General features: G+C 60.6%; 15 protein-coding genes. 1 reads left to right on the top strand and 14 read right to left on the bottom strand.

The genetic code is table 11. The features are described 5' to 3' along the window. Positions 1-46: 46 nt before the first annotated feature. The 5 genes from tolC to QN219_RS19570 all read right to left on the bottom strand — a co-directional run bounded on the left by tolC (position 47) and on the right by QN219_RS19570 (position 6708). Positions 47-1411, bottom strand: coding sequence for an outer membrane channel protein TolC (gene tolC, locus QN219_RS19590; protein ID WP_284001491.1), 1365 nt, complete (start codon positions 1409-1411; stop codon positions 47-49). A 284-nt stretch (positions 1412-1695) separates the two neighbouring features. Continuing rightward, the gene (locus QN219_RS19585; RefSeq protein ID WP_284001490.1) at positions 1696-2355 is read right to left on the bottom strand and encodes a protein-L-isoaspartate O-methyltransferase; all 660 of its coding nucleotides are present in this window, start codon (positions 2353-2355) and stop codon (positions 1696-1698) included. Positions 2356-2661: 306 nt separating this feature from the next. Further along, entirely contained in the window at positions 2662-3087 is a 426-nt protein-coding gene (exbD, locus tag QN219_RS19580) for a TonB system transport protein ExbD (RefSeq protein ID WP_284001489.1), read from the bottom strand. Positions 3088-3091: 4 nt separating this feature from the next. Continuing rightward, entirely contained in the window at positions 3092-4090 is a 999-nt protein-coding gene (exbB, locus tag QN219_RS19575; RefSeq protein ID WP_284001488.1) for a tonB-system energizer ExbB, read from the bottom strand. 182 nt (positions 4091-4272) lie between these two features. Then, positions 4273-6708, bottom strand: a complete 2436-nt coding sequence (locus QN219_RS19570; protein ID WP_405052177.1) for a ComEC/Rec2 family competence protein — start codon at positions 6706-6708, stop codon at positions 4273-4275. Positions 6709-7025: 317 nt separating this feature from the next. Here QN219_RS19570 and gltA point away from each other — a divergent pair, with 317 nt between their 5' ends. Continuing rightward, positions 7026-8315, top strand: a complete 1290-nt coding sequence (gene gltA / locus QN219_RS19565) for a citrate synthase (protein ID WP_284001487.1) — start codon at positions 7026-7028, stop codon at positions 8313-8315. Positions 8316-8345: 30 nt separating this feature from the next. Here the strand turns inward: gltA and lpxB are convergent, their stop codons facing one another. From lpxB to QN219_RS19520, 9 genes are all read right to left on the bottom strand, one after another. Further along, on the bottom strand, positions 8346-9530 hold the full coding sequence (lpxB, locus tag QN219_RS19560; protein ID WP_284001486.1) for a lipid-A-disaccharide synthase: 1185 nt from the start codon (positions 9528-9530) through the stop codon (positions 8346-8348). Further along, positions 9527-10408: an LpxI family protein gene (locus QN219_RS19555; protein WP_284001601.1), complete on the bottom strand. Its 882-nt coding sequence runs from the start codon at positions 10406-10408 to the stop codon at positions 9527-9529. Before QN219_RS19555 ends, lpxB begins: the two co-directional genes overlap by 4 nt. A 5-nt stretch (positions 10409-10413) precedes the next feature. Continuing rightward, positions 10414-11226, bottom strand: coding sequence for an acyl-ACP--UDP-N-acetylglucosamine O-acyltransferase (lpxA, locus tag QN219_RS19550; RefSeq protein WP_405052176.1), 813 nt, complete (start codon positions 11224-11226; stop codon positions 10414-10416). 2 nt (positions 11227-11228) lie between these two features. Continuing rightward, positions 11229-11693 carry a 3-hydroxyacyl-ACP dehydratase FabZ gene (fabZ, locus tag QN219_RS19545; protein ID WP_269276084.1) on the bottom strand — a complete coding sequence of 155 codons (465 nt, stop codon included), beginning with the start codon at positions 11691-11693 and terminating at the stop codon, positions 11229-11231. Continuing rightward, complete coding sequence (gene lpxD, locus QN219_RS19540) at positions 11686-12750, bottom strand: UDP-3-O-(3-hydroxymyristoyl)glucosamine N-acyltransferase (RefSeq protein ID WP_284001485.1); 1065 nt, start codon at positions 12748-12750, stop codon at positions 11686-11688. The genes fabZ and lpxD overlap by 8 nt, the downstream gene beginning before the upstream one ends. Positions 12751-12795: 45 nt before the next feature. Further along, complete coding sequence (gene bamA / locus QN219_RS19535; protein ID WP_284001484.1) at positions 12796-15129, bottom strand: outer membrane protein assembly factor BamA; 2334 nt, start codon at positions 15127-15129, stop codon at positions 12796-12798. A gap of 300 nt (positions 15130-15429) precedes the next feature. After that, a complete protein-coding gene (rseP, locus tag QN219_RS19530; RefSeq protein ID WP_284001483.1) occupies positions 15430-16554 on the bottom strand; it encodes an RIP metalloprotease RseP in 1125 nt (374 codons plus the stop codon). Positions 16555-16684: 130 nt separating this feature from the next. Then, positions 16685-17518, bottom strand: coding sequence for a phosphatidate cytidylyltransferase (locus QN219_RS19525; protein ID WP_284001482.1), 834 nt, complete (start codon positions 17516-17518; stop codon positions 16685-16687). Next, positions 17518-18261: an isoprenyl transferase gene (locus QN219_RS19520; protein WP_173512730.1), complete on the bottom strand. Its 744-nt coding sequence runs from the start codon at positions 18259-18261 to the stop codon at positions 17518-17520. Before QN219_RS19520 ends, QN219_RS19525 begins: the two co-directional genes overlap by 1 nt. Between the last annotated feature and the right edge of the window lie 18 nt (positions 18262-18279).

Here is an 18279-nt window from a genome sequence, read left to right as displayed (position 1 = left end):
CCGCCGCGCGTCTGATCAAGACGCGCGAAGCTGTAGTTTCATGTGGTCAGCGGCCGTCGACGGTCCGCAGGCCGAACCACTTGTCCTTGACGGCTTCGTAGTGTTCCTCGGACCGGTATTCGGCAACCTGGAGGCCTTGGGTCCTGACGGTCAGCCTGCCCATGGCGGCGAGCAGCGAATAGCTCGCCACGACGGCGTCGCGCTGGGCGCCGGCAAGCGACTCCTGCGCGTCGAGAACGTCCTGCTGCGAATCGAGCACGTCGAGGGTCGTACGCTGGCCAACCTTTCGTTCTTCGATGACGCCCTCAAGCGCCAGGTTGGCGGCAGAAATTTGCGACCGGCTTGCGGTGATGCGGGCGAGCGCGGAATCAAGCTGAGCATAGGCCGAGACGACGGTCTGCTGAACCGAAGCGCGCGCAGAATCGACGAGGATCCGCTGCTGGCCCAGGATTTCCTTCGCCTGACGTATCTGGCCATATTCGGCGCCGCCTTGGTAGATCGGCACCTCAAGACGCGCGGTGATGCTGGCCGTTGTGTCGTCCTCGCCGACGTTGCCAGTGTTACGCGTCACCGCGCCTTGCAGAACGACGCCCGGCAACATCGTGCCTTCTGCCGACTTTACCTGGAATCCCGCCGTATCAACCGCATACTGCGCCGCCAGAATCTGCGGATTTTCACGCAGTCCCGTCGCCACCGCCTGATCCAGCGATCTCGGCATGGCCTTGTTCGCCGGCGCCGGCTGCCTGATTCCGGTGGGCGCCGCGCCCACGATCTGAACGTATACTGCTTCGCTTTGCTTGAGTTGGGCGATCGCGCTCACAAGCAACGACTGGGCGTTGGCGAGTTCCGCCTCCGCCTGACTCACATCCGTCCGCGTTCCTTCACCGACCTCGAGGCGGGCCTGCGAGGCATTCAACTGCTCTCTCAAGAACGCCAGGTTCTGCCTGCGAATAGAGACGATCTGCTGGTCGCGCGCGATATTGGCATAAGCCTGCGCAGCGGCCAGAAGGATCTGGATCTCGTTGGCCTTCAGTGTTTCACGACTGGAAAAGACATTCGATTCAGCGGCCCTGACGTTATTCAACGTCTGAAAACCATCGAAGATCATTTGGGTGATCGAGATGCCGATCTGCCCGCTGTGTAAGTCGCGGGTGCCAGTTAATTCGCTATCGACACGGGTTAGCGTGCCGGTCGCTGATGCCGAAACCTGAGGCCGAAAGCCGGACTTGGCGATCGGAACCCCCTCATCGGTCGCGCGAAGGCCAGCGCGAGCGGCGTTGAGATCCGGGTTGTTGGCATAGGCCTTCGCCATTGCGCCGGAGATCGTCTCAGCGAGCGTTGCGTGCGGCGCGATCAGCACACTGGTCGAGACAGCCGCCCACAAGGCTGCTTTGCGGACAATCGACACCATCTTCCCTCCGATCAGCCGAGGCAGCGGCGCCGCCTCGCAATTTCCAGCAGGTCCGCTTCCGTTATGGGGGACCTGCACATTACCGTGGTAACGTGCTCGTGCCACCCACTGGCGAGCAAATCACCACCTCTGTGCTCTTTGAAACCCGGATTCGGTTTCGCGACAACTATCCACTGACGCTATGCGCAGCCATTTCCAAAAGAAACAAAGGGTACGTTGCCAATTGGCAACATTGCGATTTTCGCGCCGACACTCTATGTTGAGTAACCTCAACATGTGGTACTTCAAAAAACAAACGAACGCTCGCGCCGAAATCCGGGAAGAGGTTTAACGGCCGCGTTGAAGTCTGATCGCTCCGAGATCTTGCCGAATCCGCGCACATAAAGTTTCGCACGAGATGCGTTACCAAATCCTTCCACCGCCACGAGACGTCCACCGTCGCGGAGTTGTTCGAGAAGGCCGGCAGGTATCATTTCCACGGCACCGTTGATGAAAATCACGTCATAGGGCGATTCTGCAGCGTACCCTTCGGCAAGATTGCCGGTCACCACCGCAATATTGTCATAGCCGAGGCGAGCCAGCGTGGCCGTCGCCGTCGCGGCCAGCCCTTCGTCGCTTTCCAAGGCGACAACGGAACCGGCAATCAGAGACAGCAGTGCCGAGGCGTAACCGGTACCGCAACCGATCTCCAGCACGACGTCTGACTTGGAAATTTCGGCAAGCTGCAACAGCTTCGCAAGCGGCGACGGCTCCATCAGGTAACGCGGCTCGGGGCCGCCGACGAGCTCGATATCGGCATCGATATAGGCCAGCTCCTTCATTTTCGCAGGCACGAACTCTTCGCGCGGTACGGAAAGGAAGGCGGACAGCACCGAATGGGAGGTCACATCCGTGGTCCGGATTTGATTGTCCACCATCTTAATGCGCGCTGCTTCGAAGTTCATGATACTGCCCTCGTGTCCCGGATAGGCGCGGTGCCGGTGTCCTGGAAAATCCGCGCGATCTTGCATCTGGCTGCCGAAGCGCAGCCCGTTGCCTAAGCTCATAAATCGCCGCACCGCCGGTTTCAAGCGACAGCGACGTTTCGGTAAGCAAAAAGGAAAACGGCAACGGCAGGCCACAGCACAGCGGCGGCGAAAGAAGGGCAATGAAACGGCACGCGACGGATGCGCCAGCCAGGAGCGGATCGGTCCTCAGGCAGTCCGTCAAAGCAGCAAATTTTCGAAAGCCGCGACGCTGCCAGCCGATTGTTAGCGTCCGGGCGCGGCCTCGAGACCGACAAGAGCAATCTTGCCGTAGCCTGCGCGTTGAATGAGGTTCATCACTGTCATCAGCTCGCCGTAGTCAACCAAACGATCGGCGCGCAGGAGCACCCGTGTTTCCGTGTTCCCGTTCGTTATCCGATTGAGCTCGGAAACGAAGCTTTCGCGAGCTGTTTCGTCGTTGCCGATCGCCAGCGTCAGGTCTGCCTTGAGGGTCACGAAAACAGGCTTGTCGTCTCGCGGCGCGGGCTTCGCCACGGATTGCGGCAGATCGACCTTCATGTCGACCGTCGCCAAAGGTGCGGCAACCATGAAGATAATCAGCAAGACCAGCATGACGTCGATGAAGGGCGTAACGTTGATCTCGCTGTTCTCATCGAGATCAACGCCGCTTTCGGATATCCTTCCCGCCATGGCCTTATCCGATCCTGGCTATCGAACCGTCGACATAGCCATCGCGCCTGTGCGGCTGCGCCTTGCGCGCGTATCGATGGTCGAGGTCGCGGCTCACCAATCGCTCCACCGCTGCCGCGGCATCCGCCAGAATGAGCTTGTATCCACCCACGGACCGGGCGAAGTAGTTGTAAATCACCACGGCCGGGATGGCCGCCACCAGGCCGATCGCGGTCGCCAGCAAGGCCTCGGCAATACCTGGGGCGACGATGGCCAGATTGGTCGTCTGCGCTTTGCTGATGCCGATAAACGAATTCATGATTCCCCAAACCGTACCGAACAGGCCGACGAAGGGACCGACCGAGCCGATCGAAGCCAGAATGCCGGTGCCGCCGCTCATCCGCTTGCCGGCTCGAACCTCGATGCGGCCGAGCAGCGACGACACGCGCTCCTTGATGCCTGCGGCCGGCGCATGATCCAGAACCGCTTCCGAGCGGACCATTTCGTCGATCGCCGCAGCGACCATTTCCGCAGCAACGCCGGTCTTGCGATCAAATCCGGTCTTGACCTCGGCGAGGCCGTTCGCTGCGGTGAGTACTCGGACCGCGCGCTTCAGCCGCGATTTTGCGCCAACGAGTTCCATCGTCTTTACCAGGAAGATCGCCCAGGTGACGACAGATGCCAGCGCCAAGCCTATCATCACGGTCTTGACGACGATATCGGCCGCGAGAAACATGCCGATCGGCGACAGATCGTGAGGAAGAACCGGGTTAACCTCTGCGGCCGGTGTCGCAGCATCGGCAGTTGCCGACGGCGCTGGCGGAGGTGCGACATTCGCTTGGCCGCCCGAACCTACCGGCGCCGTGACAGCGGGCGCGGGCGCATCCTGTGATTGCCCCGCGCCCGCGGCGGAAGGATCCTGCTGCACCGCCTGGGCGAAGCCGATCGAGACCGCCCCGACAAACGAAATGGCCAGCGTTGCAGCAAACAACACGTTTAATTTCCGCCGGATCCGGTTTGACATCTCGTTCCTCACATATAGTGCGCCTGTCGGGCCGCCATGGCTGCGATGCAACCCCTGGGTACGAACAAGCCTGCGTGCGTTCGCAGGCTCTTTACGACGAACTATGACCGAATGGCAAGAATTTGTGGAGTAAAATAATCAGGAATAACGCGGCCAAGTCGCATTTTTCCTGTCGGACGAATTTAGAAGGTGCCTTCCTCGGTGGAGAAGTCATTGCTGCGCCAATTGTACCGGCGGTGACGTTGCCATGGTCTCTCCGTGGACGTGAACGACCTCACGATGCGCAGGCGCGGCGGCGCCGCGGACTGGGTGCGATCAGCATAAATTTCGATCGCGCCGCTCCCCCGCAGGGTCTCGGCCGTGACGATCAGCGCGCGGCTCGATTTGCAGGTGGGCAACTGCCGACGAGTGGCTGCAATGACGAGATCTGCTGCTTCGCACAAAGCTGGAAAGAGTTCAGGCTCCTCGACAATGACGATCGTCCAGCCCTCCTGGCTGCGGCCGACGCACCATTCGCCCTTGCGGCAAACAAAGCCGCCTGTTTTCGCCGATGACAGGATTTCAGCCACGCTCGCCGTACTTGGCTGTCGGTCGCGCGGTGACGGTTTGGCGGCTGAAGAGGGAGCACTTTCGACGGCAGGTGCAACATGATTTGCCGCCGCAAGCGCCCGTTGCCATTGCGAAAAGATAAAGTCCGGCGGCCGGGTCCGGTTCGTCGCGATCGCGTCTTCGGTGATCAGCCCGACAAGTTGACCATCCTCCGATATCGTGACCGAGGGGCGTTGCGCCCGCTGCTCAAAGGCGATCGCCGCTCCGCCGAACACAATCAACGCGGCGCCCGCGAGCGCGAGCCGCGTTCGCAGCACACACAGGATGATGCCGCCGAACGCTGCCAGCACAAAACCGCCTGTGCCCACCCGTCCCGTCACCCATTCGCCGTTGAACGAAGCCACATAGCGCGCCACCGCAAGCATCCAGTCCAGTCCCTGCCCCATCACCATCAATGGATAATGTTCGAGCCCGAATGGCATAAGCAGCATGGCGAACAAACCGAACGGCATGATAAGGACGCTGATCAATGGCGTTGCAAGGACGTTTGCGATCAATCCATAAGCCGGCAATCGATGAAAATGGGCGGCTGCGTAAACTGCCGTCGCCAATCCGCCGATAAGTGACGTGGCGACGCTGCCGATGGCAAAATTGGACGCCAGCTCCCAGCGGTGCCTGCCAGCCACTCTCTCCTGCTCCCGCATCCGATATTCGCGCCAGCGAGCGTAGCCTGCCACCAAGGCCAGCGTGGCCGCGAAGGACATTTGGAAGCCCGGCCCGGCAACCGCCGACGGTGTCCAGGCGATAATGATGATCCCTGCCAGAGCGACGTTCCGCAGGCTGATCGAGACGCGATCAAAGAAGACCGCGATGAGCATGATGGAAATCATGATCCAGGACCGAAGCGCCGAGACCGCGCCGCCGGAAATGAGGATGTAAAGCAGGACCATCACCAAGGCCCCGGCCGCCGCGATCTTCTTGACCGGCAGCCGTTCGGCGAAGCCCGGAACCAGACTTAAAAGCGTGCGCGCTCCAACAAGAAACGTCCCCGCTGCGAGAACCATGTTGAGCCCCGAAATTGCCAGAACATGCGAGAGCCCGGCCGCTCGCAGGGTTTCGACGGTCTCGCGGCTGATAGCCCGTTCTTCGGCGGTGATGAGTGCCGCCGCGATGGCGCCCGTATCGCCGCCCACCGTCTCCCTGATCCGCCCGCCGACAGTTTCACGCGCCGCAGCAAGAAGCGCCTTGCCCTGCGCAAACAGGGACGTGTCTGGGCGAGCCTCGGCCGCCCCCGGCGCTTGGCTGGGCGAGCCGTAGAAAAACCCGACCGCTCCAACGCCCTTGAAGAAGGCGTCGAAGGCAAAGTCGTTCAAGTCGGGCAACGCAGGTCCCGAAGGCGGAGAAAGGCGCGCTTTTCCTTCGATGGTCGTCCCGACCGGAAACCCTTCGTGGCGCCTTCGCGCCAGCAGCGTTGCCTTGGAAGGCGGTCTGCGCAGCCGCGGCCTGGACGTTTCATCGACCTCGACCAGATACCGCCAGCGCCCCCTGTCATCCTGCTCGCGCGACAAAATGGTTCCGCGAAGGTTCGTGGTCACCGGTCCATCGAGAATGACCGTGTCGAGACGTGCGGTCTCGACCGCTGCCAGCAACATGCCGCCGACGAAGATGACTGGCGCGACCGCGAGCGGTCGCCAAGCCGCAAACCGCCCTCGACACAGGAGCACCGATATGCCGAAAACGCAAAGCAGCGGTGCAAGTTTGGCGATTCCGACGTCATATGGCAGCGCGAACCAAACGAGCGAACCGAGCGCCAGAAGCACCGAGATCAGCACAAAACCGTGCCCGAAGTCGGCTTCCTCCTCGACGGCCGTGCGAAAACGCCGGAAAATCGGAGGGGTGGCCCTACGGAGTCCATAGCCCATTGACGAGCCGTTCAGTACCCACGGGAAACGGCGGCTGGGCCGGGCTACCGGCGCATTGACGGCAAGAACGGAGACCTGGCTGCTGATGAAAGACGGCGCACGGTCCACCGCATCGCGCGTTGTCCGCCCTCGCTCTTCCGTACCCATTCCCGTCCGCTCTGCCCCTCTGCAGCTGTCGGACCAGATCCTGCAACCAACGTCGTAATATTGCAACCAGAAGCTCAATTGCACAAAAAATCGGCAGAACTATATAGAATGGTACCGCATTATCAGCTTAACGATCATTGATCTGATTGGACATCTCATCATAACGTGCGATTATTGCGTTGCCATATGCACATTTTCGCATCGCACCATTTGCCTTTCGTACAGCTTGGCAGTCGAAAATAAATCATATAGCAAATTCGCAACGTTCACTTTCGTGGCATATCTCTATGCCACGTTGCCATAAGACGGAGGGTCCCATGTCAGAAAAAAGCGCGGTCGTAACATTCGATGGAAAATCGGCGGAACTGCCAGTGCGATCGGGATCCATTGGGCCGGCCGTTGTGGATATCGGATCGCTCTACAAGCAGACGCACATGTTCACCTATGATCCCGGCTTCACGTCAACGGCGTCGTGTGAATCCAAGATCACCTATATCGACGGCGATGAGGGCGTACTGCTCCATCGCGGCTATCCGATCGAGCAGCTAGCGGAACACGGCGACTTCCTGGAAGTGTGTTACCTGCTCCTCTACGGTGAACTGCCGACCAAGGCTCAGAAGGACGACTTCGACTACCGGGTGACCCATCACACGATGGTCCACGAACAGATGTCGCGCTTCTTCACCGGTTTCCGCCGTGACGCGCACCCGATGGCCGTCATGTGCGGCTGCGTCGGCGCCTTGTCGGCCTTCTATCACGACTCGACGGACATCACCGATCCGCACCAGCGCATGGTCGCGTCGCTGCGCATGATCGCGAAGATGCCGACGATTGCCGCGATGGCCTACAAGTATCATATTGGCCAGCCGTTCGTTTACCCGAAGAACGACCTCGACTACGCCTCTAACTTCCTGCGCATGTGCTTTGCGGTACCCTGTGAGGAGTATGTCGTGAACCCGGTTCTCGCACGCGCGATGGATCGGATCTTCATCCTGCACGCCGATCACGAGCAGAATGCGTCGACCTCTACCGTCCGCCTCGCCGGATCGTCGGGCGCAAACCCGTTTGCATGTATTGCGGCCGGCATCGCCTGCCTCTGGGGACCGGCTCACGGTGGTGCCAACGAGGCGGCGCTCAATATGCTCGCCGAGATCGGCACGGTCGACCGCATTCCGGAATATATCGCCAGGGCCAAGGACAAGAACGATCCGTTCCGCCTGATGGGCTTCGGCCATCGCGTTTACAAGAACTACGATCCGCGCGCGAAGATCATGCAGAAGACCACGCATGAGGTTCTCGCCGAGCTCGGCCACAAGGACGATCCGCTGCTCGAAGTCGCGATGGAACTCGAGCGCATTGCACTGACCGACGAATATTTCATCGAAAAGAAGCTTTATCCGAACATCGACTTCTATTCCGGCATCACGCTGAAGGCGCTGGGCTTCCCCACCACCATGTTCACCGTGCTCTTCGCGCTGGCCCGCACCGTCGGCTGGATCGCGCAGTGGAACGAGATGATCGAGGACCCGGAACAGCGCATCGGCCGCCCGCGTCAGCTCTATGTCGGCGCTCCGCAGCGCGACTACCTCCCTGTCTCGAAGCGCTGAACGGACATCCGGTGAAATCGAAAAGCCCGGTCAGAAATGGCCGGGCTTTTTTCTTTGGAGATAATCGAAGACGATTTCCGCCGCCTTGTCGCCAGGTGGACGGTCGGTTGCCATGCGCCGTTGCACAACGGCGAAACCGTCAAGCATGGCACGGCGTTGTGGCGTGTCGATCGAAAGCCGCTCGAACCAGCGCGTCAGCGCCGCCGGTCGGATCGCCTTGTTGAAATATTCCGGCACGATCGGAAAATCAGCAATCAGGTTCGGAAGTGCGGCAGTCCATATCCCGATCCGCGAGTGCAGGAAACTGACAAGCCAATCAGCCTTGTAGGTTGAAACGACGGGAATCCCGGCAAGCGCGAGTTCGAGGATGACGGTCCCGGAAGCGGCAAGCGCGGCGTCGGCCTCGGCAAAAGCCTCCCACTTCCTGTCCGCCGCGACGGTAATTTCAGGCCGGACCTTCCACGACGCTGTCAACTCCTTTACGCGCCGCTCCTGGCGAGGAACTGTCGGCAGCAGAAAGCGCATGCCTTCGTGACGCGCCGCGAGTTCCTCGACAGTCTCGCGAAAAATCGGCAGCAAGCGGCCGACCTCGCTCCCGCGTGACCCCGGAAGCAGGAGACAGGTCGAAGGCTCTTGCTGCGGTTCCAGCCGCTGCTTCTCGTGCTGGCGCGCACGAACCGCCAAGACATTCGCGTCGGACGCAAGGCGATGCCCGACATAGGTGGTCGGCGGGCCGCCAAGTCTACGCATCACCTCCGGCTCGAACGGCAGAACCGCAAGCACGTGATCGACATAGGCACGCATGCGCGGTGCGCGCTCAGGCTTCCACGCCCAAACGCTCGGACAGACATAATTGATCACCGGCAAGTGCGGTAGCGCGGCGCGCACGTGCCGAGCGACACGGTGGGTAAAATCCGGGCTGTCGATGATCAGCAATGCATCGGGCCGCGCCGAGATGATCGCACGGGCGGTCTGGCGGATGCGCAGGAGCAACTTCGGCAAACGCGCGAGCACCTGCGAAAAACCCATGATCGACAGCTCGGAATAGTCGAACAGCGATGTCAGCCCCTCGGCTTCAAGCGCCTCGCCGCCGACGCCGACCAGTTCAAGCGAACCTTCAAGACGAGATCGAAGCGCGCGCACCAGATCGGCGCCGAGCAGGTCTCCGGAGACTTCTCCGGCTATTACGGCCAGTTTGTAGCCTGTGCCCGTCATCGACGGCTCCCATAGCCGCCGCGTTCAACCCCCAGAATGAACAGCCCGCTCTTGTCGGCCATTTCGATGACCTGCAAGCGCTCAAGCACAAGTGCCCTGCCCGCTTCGACTGCGATGCCTGCGAGCCCCGCCGCCTCTGCGCCGGCGACCGTGGAAGGACCAATCGAGGGCAGGTCCGCGCGTTCGTCCTGCTGCGGCTTGCAGAGCTTGACGAGAACCCCGCGCCGGCGCGCAGAGATCCGGCCCTCCGCCTTGAGTGCGGCAACACGAGCCAGCATGGCATCGGTGCCTTCGGCGCCCTCTAGCGCGATCACCCTGCCGCCGACGGCGACCGCGCCCTGCCCGACATCGAGCGCTCCCAATGCATTGGCAGCGGCGATCCCAGCTTCCACATCCCGGCGGTCGTCATCCGCAGGCACATGGGTTCCAAGCGGGCCGGCATCTGCGAGAAGATTGGGGACGACGTCCTGCACGCCGATGATACGGGCGCCGCTTGCTTCGATGAGATCCATCGCCATCCGCAGGACCGCGTCGTCGCCGCCGGACATCAAAGTCCGAAGAACGCTCGGCACTTTGGCGAGCGTTCTGAGCGTGGGGCGGATATCACGCCATTCCGGTCTCCGCCGAACTCCTCCGGAGAGCACGACACGATCGATCCCCTCTGCCTTGAAGGTCCGGCTGATTGCGGCGAAATCACCGATGGCGAGGGTGGAGTGGTCGAATCCCGTCCAGTCGGCGTCCGCTTCGCGCGACAGCGCAATGATGAACGGGTCCTCACCCTGCCGCCGTGCCGCCTCCGCCACGTGATGTGGCAGCGCGCCAGCCCCGGCAATAATCGCCAACCTGCCCCCTGTACCCGGCAGGCCGTGGGCGGCCACTGCGGTCAACCTCTGGCGCCGCGGTTGGGCGACGACAGCGCGCGATCGCTTTCTGCGGCAATGAAATCGAAGATCTCGAGCGCCGGGGCGCAATCGAGATACTCCTGCCGGATCGCCGCAGCATTGGCGCGGATTGATTCCGGTCCCTCAAAAATCTGCTTGTACGCCCGCCGCACCGCATGGATCGTCGCGCGCTCTATGCCCGCGCGCGTCATGCCGACGACATTGAGGCCGCTCAGAACGCCCGGGTTGCCGTTGAGCATGCCATAGGGAATGACATCGTAGCTGACCGCCGAAAGGCCGCCGATAAAGGCCTGCCTGCCGATGCGCGTGAACTGGTGAACGGCCGACCCGCCGCCGAGAATGGCGCGGTCGCCAACGGTCACATGACCCGCCAGCATGACGTTGTTGGACAGGATGATATTGTTCCCAAGGCGGCAATCGTGTGCGACGTGGGCATTGGCAAGAAAAAGGTTGTTGTTGCCGACGACCGTAGTGCCGCCGTGCTCGACGGTGCCGGTGTTCATCGTCACACCTTCACGAATGGTGCAGTTCTCGCCGATCACCAGCGTCGTGTTGAGGGCGCTATGATGCACGCTTTGCGAGTCGCCGCCTATGACGGCCGACGGAAAGATCTTCGAACCCTTGCCGACCGTCGTGCGCCCAATCACTACGACATGGCTTATGAGCTCGACGTCGTCGCCCAGAACGACATTCGGCCCGATATGGCAAAACGGGCCGATCTTGGCGTTCTCTCCGATCACGGCCCCATCCTCGATGACAGATGACGGGTGGATCTTCGCAGTCGATGCAATCATGTTCAGGCGTCTTCCTTGCTGACGATCATGGCGCCGATATCAGCTTCCGCGACAAGTTGCCCGTCAACTTTTGCATCACAGTGAAATTTCCAGATATTGCCGCGTTGCTTCTGCTTGACGACATGGAACTCGACCTGGTCCCCCGGGACGACAGGCTTGCGGAAACGGGCATTGTCGATGGTCATGAAGTAGACGAGGTTCTCGCCGATCCCGGTCTTGCGGGCGCAGATGGCGCCGGCCGTCTGCGCCATGCCTTCGATCAGCAACACGCCCGGCATGATCGGCTTTTCCGGGAAATGCCCGGTGAAATGCGGTTCGTTCGCCGACACGTTCTTGATTCCGATCGCGGAGTTGTCGGAATCGATCTCGATGATGCGATCGACGAGCAGGAACGGATAGCGGTGGGGAAGAAGCTTCAGGATTTCCTGAATATCCGCCGTGCCGAGTACGGTTGCAGCCTCATTCATCCTTGCCACCCTTCTTCTTCTGCCTTTCGCTGGCGCGCATCGCCATCTCGGCGATGTCGCGCAGAAAATCCCGCATCGGGCGTGCGGGAATTCCGCCGTAACGCTCCCCGGGCGGCACGTCGCTCGCAACGCCACTCATGGCGGCGATCTGCACCCCGTCGCCGATCGTGATATGGCCGTTGACGCCCGTTCCGCCGCCAATCATCACGCCGTCGCCAATTTTCGTGCTGCCGGCGATGCCGACCTGACTGACAATGCCGCAATAGCGGCCGATGCGGACGTTGTGTCCGATCTGTACGAGGTTGTCGATCTTCGTGCCCTCGCCGATCACGGTATCATCCATGGTGCCGCGATCGATTGTCGTGTTCGCACCGATCTCGACATGGTCCTGGATGATCACGCGACCGACCTGAACGATTTTGATCATTCCGCCCTTTGGGCCTGGCGCGTAGCCAAAACCGTCCTGACCGATCCGCGCGCCGGGATGAATGATGACGTTGTTGCCGACCAGCGCACAAAGAATGCTGGCACCTGCTGAAATCGTGCAATCACGGCCAATCCGGACATTCGGTCCGATGACGGCGCCCGCGGCAACACGCGTTCCGCTCCCAATCTCGGCACCGGCACCGATCACTGCCGTCGGCTCAACCGCTACACCGGGCTCAAGTCGGGCCGTCGGATCGATAAACGCACCCGCAGCAAGGCCCCGCTCGCTCGTAATGTACGATGGGCGCATTGCCGCTTCGTGAAGCAGCGCACCTGCAAGCGCGAAGGCTGTATGCGGCTTCGGGGTCAAAAGAACGGGGATATTGTCCGGGACGATCGAAGAGATCGCCTTGTCGCAAATGATTGCCGAAGCATGGCAATCTTGCAGCTCGTCGCGGTTCTTGCGCGAGAGCATATAGCAAACGTCACCCGGTTTGGCGCGATAAACCGGTGCTACCCCGTGGATCAAGCGATCCGCCGCGGCGGCATCCGACAACTCCGCCCCAATCCGATTCGCCAGGTCGCCCAAGCGAATCCCTTCATGGGGCGGAAAAAAGCAGTTCTGTTCCATGGACACTCCAGAACGATTTTGGACGGCAGTTCTGGACTGCTTTTATCAGAACGACGAGTTAATGCCGAACTTGAAGTTCTGCACCTCGTCGAAGTCCTCCTTCGCAACCGGAACCGCGTAGTCGACACGCAGCGGACCGAACGGCGAAGCCCAGATAAGGCTGACGCCGACAGACGCACGCAACGATGCGTCCGTGCCACGAGCGAACTCACCCGCTCCGGTCAGCTCCACGTCGTTACCGTAAAGCGTGCCGGCATCGACGAAGAGCGCACCGCGGAAGCCGCTATCACGCGGGATGCCCGGCAACGGGAACGATGCTTCCGCAGAGGCCGTGAAGTAGGTCGTGCCGCCCAGCGCGTCGCCGTTGTTGACGCGCGGACCGATACCATTGCGCTCAAAGCCACGAATATCGTTGCTACCCAGCTGGAACTGGTCGAAGACTTCCATCGATCCGGAGGTCTTGAACAGGTGACCGGCACTTCCGCCGATCGAAGCGATGATGTCCGCCTCATCGTTCAGCGTGTAGTACCACTTGGCCTTACCGGTAAGCTTGTAGAAATCAGAGGTACCGCCGAGTCCGGCGAACTCCTGCGTAACCGTCGCAAGAATGCCCTCGTGCGGCAATTGGGCGTCGTCAAGCGTGTTGTAGGTCACCGACTGCGAGATAGACGAACGCGTCCACGGGCTCTCTTCGACGACGCGGTCATAAGGCGAGGACAGTTCGTCCAAGTCGCCGCCGTAATCGATCCTGGTGAAGTTGTAGCGCAGCGTTGTCGACAGGCTCTCGGTGATCGGCGCAGTCACGCGCAGGCTGAAGCCCTGATCGTCATAGGTGTAGTTATCGTCGTCGTAGTCGTTCTCGTTCTTGAAGAGATCGAAGCCGGCGGCCAGGCGGTAACCGAGGAAATAAGGCTCGGTAAACGACACATTGTAGGTCTGGTTGTCTTCACCGCGACCGGCTGCGACGCGAATGTACTGGCCGCGACCAAGGAAGTTCTTCTCTTCGATCGAGGCCTCGACAAGGAAGCCGCCGCCGCTGCCGGCCGAATAGCCGGCACCGATGCCGAACGAACCGGTCGACTGATCCTGCACATCGACGATGATTACGACGCGGTCCGCGGCACTGCCCGGCTGCGTCGAAATGTTTACCGTCGAGAAATAGCCAAGGGCCTCGAGCCGGCGCTTTGCGCGCGCGATCATCTCCTGGTTGAAGGCGTCACCTTCACCGACATCGAACTCTCGGCGAATAACGTAATCACGCGTACGCGTGTTGCCGCGGATCTCGATGCGCTCGACATAGGCGCGCTCACCCTGGTCGACGAGATAATCGACAGCGATGGTGTGGTTGGCAAGATCACGGTTGCCACGCGGGGTCACGCGAGCGAACGGGTAGCCTTCCGAAGCAACGCGCTTCGAAATTTCGCTCATGGTGTCCTGAACGTCCTTGGCCTTGTAGACGGAGCCTTCCCGGCTCTGAACCAACCCTCTCAACTCCTCGGCGTCGACGCCTTCGACGGTCGATTCGATGTTGACCGGACCGAAATCGTAACGCGGGCCTTCCTCGACGGTGATCGTCACCGCGTATTCATTGGTCGCCTCATTCAGCGTCGCGTCGGACGAGACGACCTGGAAGTCGGCATAGCCGCGATTGTAATAGAATTGACGCAGCAATTCTTCGTCGGCGCGCAGCTTGTCCGGATTGTAGACGTCCTTGCGGGTCAGGAACGAAAAGATGCCCGATTCCTTGGTCGCAATCACCGACTGCAACCGGCCATCGCTATAAGCCTCGTTGCCAACGAAATTGATCTGGGAAATCTTCGTGCGCTCGCCCTCATTGATGACGAAGGCGAGGTTCACACGCCCCTCGGCGATCGGCACGACCTGCGTCGTCACGGTGACGTCGCTACGGCCGATCGCGGCGTAGGCGTTCTTGATGGACTGGATATCGCTCTCGACGGTTGCCTCGCTGTAAGGACCGAGCGGCTGGGTCTGCACTGCAGCCTGCAGCTTGTCGTCCGTGATCTTGCGGTTACCGTTGAAAACAACCTGGTTGACGAGCTGATTCTCGCTGACAGAGACGACGAGCGTGCCGCCAGCGACATTGATGCTGACATCGGAGAAATAACCGGTGGCATAAAGACGCTTCACCGAAGCATCGATATCGGCGTTGCTGAAGCTCCTGCCCGGGACGATCGTTATGTTCGCACGTACGGTGTCTGCGCTTACGCGCGTTGCGCCCCGCACCTCAACCCGATTGATGACCGCGGCTTGCGCAACCGACGTGCCTGCGAACACCCCAACACCGGCACCCGTGGTCACGATGCTTGCTGACAGCGCAAAGGCCGACACCGCGTTCAAAAATCTTGAACCAGCTTTCATGTTTAAATCTTACCTTTTCCCAACGTCCCGCGGCAATTTCGTACCGACTCCGGTCACGGTTGCCGTTTTACCCGCTTTTGCCATACAAGCAAGTCAGCTAGTTAAATTCTGTTTACTTCAATTCGAACCGTGGCTTAACAGCCACTACGGATTCGACTTATCGTAAACAAATCCTTGCGGCGCAAGCCACGGCGCGTCACCCGTTCACAATATCCGAAAGGTTGCTGCGTCCCTCCCAGGACGCGGATCGCAAGAAGAGCAAAGACCTACAGACGGCGCCTCGATCTTCGAAATCCTGTTTCAGCCGAAAAGCCAGTTGATGTCATTCCACGCCGCGAACACCGTGAGCATCAGCACCATCGCAAATCCAATGCGGAAAGCGATATCCTGTGCTGCGGGGCCGACGGGTTTTCCACGCAACGCTTCCACCGCATAGAACATGAGATGGCCGCCATCAAGCACGGGCACGGGCATGAGGTTAAGCAATCCTATAGAAACTGAAAGGACGGCTGCGAAGTTCAAGACTTCGGCGACGCCAAGCTTGGCCATCTGCCCGGAAATCTGCGCAATACGGATCGGTCCACCCAGTTGATCGGCTTTCATCCGGCCAACGAACAGATTCGACAAATAGTCGAACGTGCCGGTCACGATTCGCCAGCTTTGCAGGGCTCCCTGACCGACCGCCTCAAGCGGCCCGTAGGTCTCAATTCGAAAGTTCCCGACCTCCTGATTTGTCCCGATGCCGATCTTGCCCTCTTCCACCTTGTTGCCCAGCGGGTCGACGGACTCGGTACGCTGCGGCACCATCTGCAGGTCGATCGCGGAACCGTCGCGCTCGACGCGGACCGTGATCGGCAGTTCCGGGCGAACGCTGACGTAACGTCGTACGTCGTCAAAGGTGGCTATCGGCGTTCCGTCGATCGACACCAGCCGGTCACCCAACTTGACGCCCGCCTTTTCCGCCGCACTGCCGGGCGCCACCAGGGCCACAACGGGATCGGCAACGGCACGGCCGTAGATGGAGAAGAGAACGGCGAAAATCGCAATTGCCAGCACGAAATTGGCAATCGGTCCGGCCGCGACGGTCGCAGCCCTCTTCCAAAGCTTCGCACCCAGGAATGAACGGGCGCGGTCTTCCGGCGCGATTGTCTCCAAGCGGCGATAGTCGGGCGTGCTCGCTGCATCGTCGTCGCCGAAGAATTTCACGTAGCCGCCGAGTGGAACCACGCAGAACTTCCATCTGGTGCCGTGGCGGTCCGTCCAACCGAAGAGCTCCGGTCCGAAACCGACGGAGAAGGCGAGAATGCGGATGCCGGACCAGCGGCCCACCAGATAGTGCCCCATCTCATGGACGAAAACCAAGAGGGTCAGCAGGAACAGGAAGGTGGGTATGGCGTATTGCAGATTCTCAAGCAGAAGGCTCATAGTATTTCCTAACGCATCCGCTGATGCGATGCCGCACTGCCTTAAGGTGCGCGGCTGTCGCTGTCACATTTTGCATGCTTGCATAATCTACCCCTAATTCGACTTCGACTTAAGGAATTATGCGGCAGCCTCAAAGGCCTAACAGAACCGGACCGAAAGCGACTGCGCGCCCGCCGGCAAACAGGAGTTGGGCCAGCACCAGGATCAAGGCGGCGACACAGGCGAATATCAATCCGTCGACCCGATCCATGACCCCGCCGTGTCCAGGAATAAGCTTGCTCGAATCCTTTACGCCGAAACGGCGCTTGATGAAGGACTCGAACAGATCCCCGATCTGGCTGGAAACAGACAGCACGAGCGCAATCATCGGGATGCGCAGATCCTGCAGGGAGAAATGAGCCATAAACACGGCAACACCGGCAAGAACGCCACAGATCGTCCCGCCCAGCGCTCCCGACCAGGTTTTTCCAGGGGAAATGGCCGGCGCCAGCTTCGGACCGCCGATCGCCCTGCCGGTAAAATAGGCGAAGATGTCCGTCCCCCAAACGACGGCGAACACGAAAAGCATTGCGATCAGACCGAGATAATCGGCCCCGCGGATTGCCGCGAGCGATACCGCAGTCAAGCCGGCGTAAACGATGCCACCCGGCAACCACCAGCTCGTCTTGCGGATCAGCACCCAAAGCCCGCCGAAAAGCGAAAAGGCCGCCAGCACCGGCAGGCTGAAGTGAATATAGTCAAACAGGACGAGGATTGCGATCACGGCCTGCGAAAGCCACCCGACGGCGTTGCCCTGAAAGTCGCTCTCGGCAAGTTTGGTAATGGTCGACCACTCGTAATAGACCAGCAAACCGATCGCGACGGACAGGAGCTGGAAGGCAAGCCCGCCTGCCCAGGTCGCGCCAAGGGCAACCGCCGCAAGCACTACCCCGGAGGCGATGCGAAGCTTGAGTTCACTCTGCATCAGGAGCCAACCGCCAGCGTCGGTTGCGGCAGGCCGCCGAAGCGGCGTTCGCGGCTGGCATATTTTTCAATGGCGGCAAGGAACGTCTCGCGGGTGAAGTCCGGCCAAAGTTCGGGAATGAACAGCAATTCCGAATAGGCTCCTTGCCAAAGCAGAAAGTTGGAGAGGCGCTCTTCGCCGCTCGTCCGCAGGATCAGGTCCGGATCGGGAATACCCGCGGTATCGATCGTTGCAGTGATTCTTTCCGCCGTGATCTCGTCCGGGCGGAGGCGACCGGCGGCCACCTCTGCGGCCAGGCGACGCATCGCCCTCGCCAGCTCGTCCCTCGCGCCATAGTTGAATGCGATAACCAAGGTAATCCCGGTGTTCGCGTGCGTCGTCTCCTCCGCTTCGATCAGCAGCGGCAGAATGTCACCGCTGAGATTTGCGCGATCGCCTATGACCCGAATGCGAACGTTCTCGCGATGCAGATCGGCGAGATCCCGTCTTATGAAAGCTTTGAGCAAGCCCATGAGGTCGGTGACCTCAGCCTCGGGCCTGCTCCAGTTTTCCGACGAGAAAGCGAAAAGCGTGAGATAGCGAATGCCGAGTTCGGCGGCCGTCTTTACGGCCGCCCGCACGGCCTCGACACCTTTTCGGTGCCCCATCGTACGCGGAAGTCCACGCGCGTTCGCCCATCGACCGTTGCCGTCCATGATGATGGCAACGTGATTTGGTACGTTTGCGGGGGTGAACTCTTGCATTGGCGGTCCGAAAAAAGA

The sequence above is a fragment of the Sinorhizobium sp. 8-89 genome (assembly GCF_030124325.1).
In the GTDB taxonomy this organism is placed as follows: domain Bacteria; phylum Pseudomonadota; class Alphaproteobacteria; order Rhizobiales; family Rhizobiaceae; genus Sinorhizobium.
The sequence above is the reverse complement of the archived record's forward strand: the minus strand, read 5'-3'. Positions and strand labels throughout refer to the sequence as shown.

What these genes read in the sequence shown, in the direction of transcription:
- lpxD (WP_284001485.1), bottom strand. Translation starts at nt 12,750, where the DNA reads ATGGAACAGAACTGCTTTTTTCCGCCCCATGAAGGGATTCGCTTGGGC.
- exbD (WP_284001489.1), bottom strand. Translation starts at nt 3,087, where the DNA reads ATGGCGGGAAGGATATCCGAAAGCGGCGTTGATCTCGATGAGAACAGC.
- lpxA (WP_405052176.1), bottom strand. Translation starts at nt 11,226, where the DNA reads ATGATTGCATCGACTGCGAAGATCCACCCGTCATCTGTCATCGAGGAT.
- QN219_RS19585 (WP_284001490.1), bottom strand. Translation starts at nt 2,355, where the DNA reads ATGAACTTCGAAGCAGCGCGCATTAAGATGGTGGACAATCAAATCCGG.
- QN219_RS19525 (WP_284001482.1), bottom strand. Translation starts at nt 17,518, where the DNA reads ATGCAGAGTGAACTCAAGCTTCGCATCGCCTCCGGGGTAGTGCTTGCG.
- rseP (WP_284001483.1), bottom strand. Translation starts at nt 16,554, where the DNA reads ATGAGCCTTCTGCTTGAGAATCTGCAATACGCCATACCCACCTTCCTG.
- gltA (WP_284001487.1), top strand. Translation starts at nt 7,026, where the DNA reads ATGTCAGAAAAAAGCGCGGTCGTAACATTCGATGGAAAATCGGCGGAA.
- fabZ (WP_269276084.1), bottom strand. Translation starts at nt 11,693, where the DNA reads ATGAATGAGGCTGCAACCGTACTCGGCACGGCGGATATTCAGGAAATC.
- lpxB (WP_284001486.1), bottom strand. Translation starts at nt 9,530, where the DNA reads ATGACGGGCACAGGCTACAAACTGGCCGTAATAGCCGGAGAAGTCTCC.
- exbB (WP_284001488.1), bottom strand. Translation starts at nt 4,090, where the DNA reads ATGTCAAACCGGATCCGGCGGAAATTAAACGTGTTGTTTGCTGCAACG.
- QN219_RS19520 (WP_173512730.1), bottom strand. Translation starts at nt 18,261, where the DNA reads ATGCAAGAGTTCACCCCCGCAAACGTACCAAATCACGTTGCCATCATC.
- QN219_RS19570 (WP_405052177.1), bottom strand. Translation starts at nt 6,708, where the DNA reads ATGGGTACGGAAGAGCGAGGGCGGACAACGCGCGATGCGGTGGACCGT.
- tolC (WP_284001491.1), bottom strand. Translation starts at nt 1,411, where the DNA reads ATGGTGTCGATTGTCCGCAAAGCAGCCTTGTGGGCGGCTGTCTCGACC.
- bamA (WP_284001484.1), bottom strand. Translation starts at nt 15,129, where the DNA reads ATGAAAGCTGGTTCAAGATTTTTGAACGCGGTGTCGGCCTTTGCGCTG.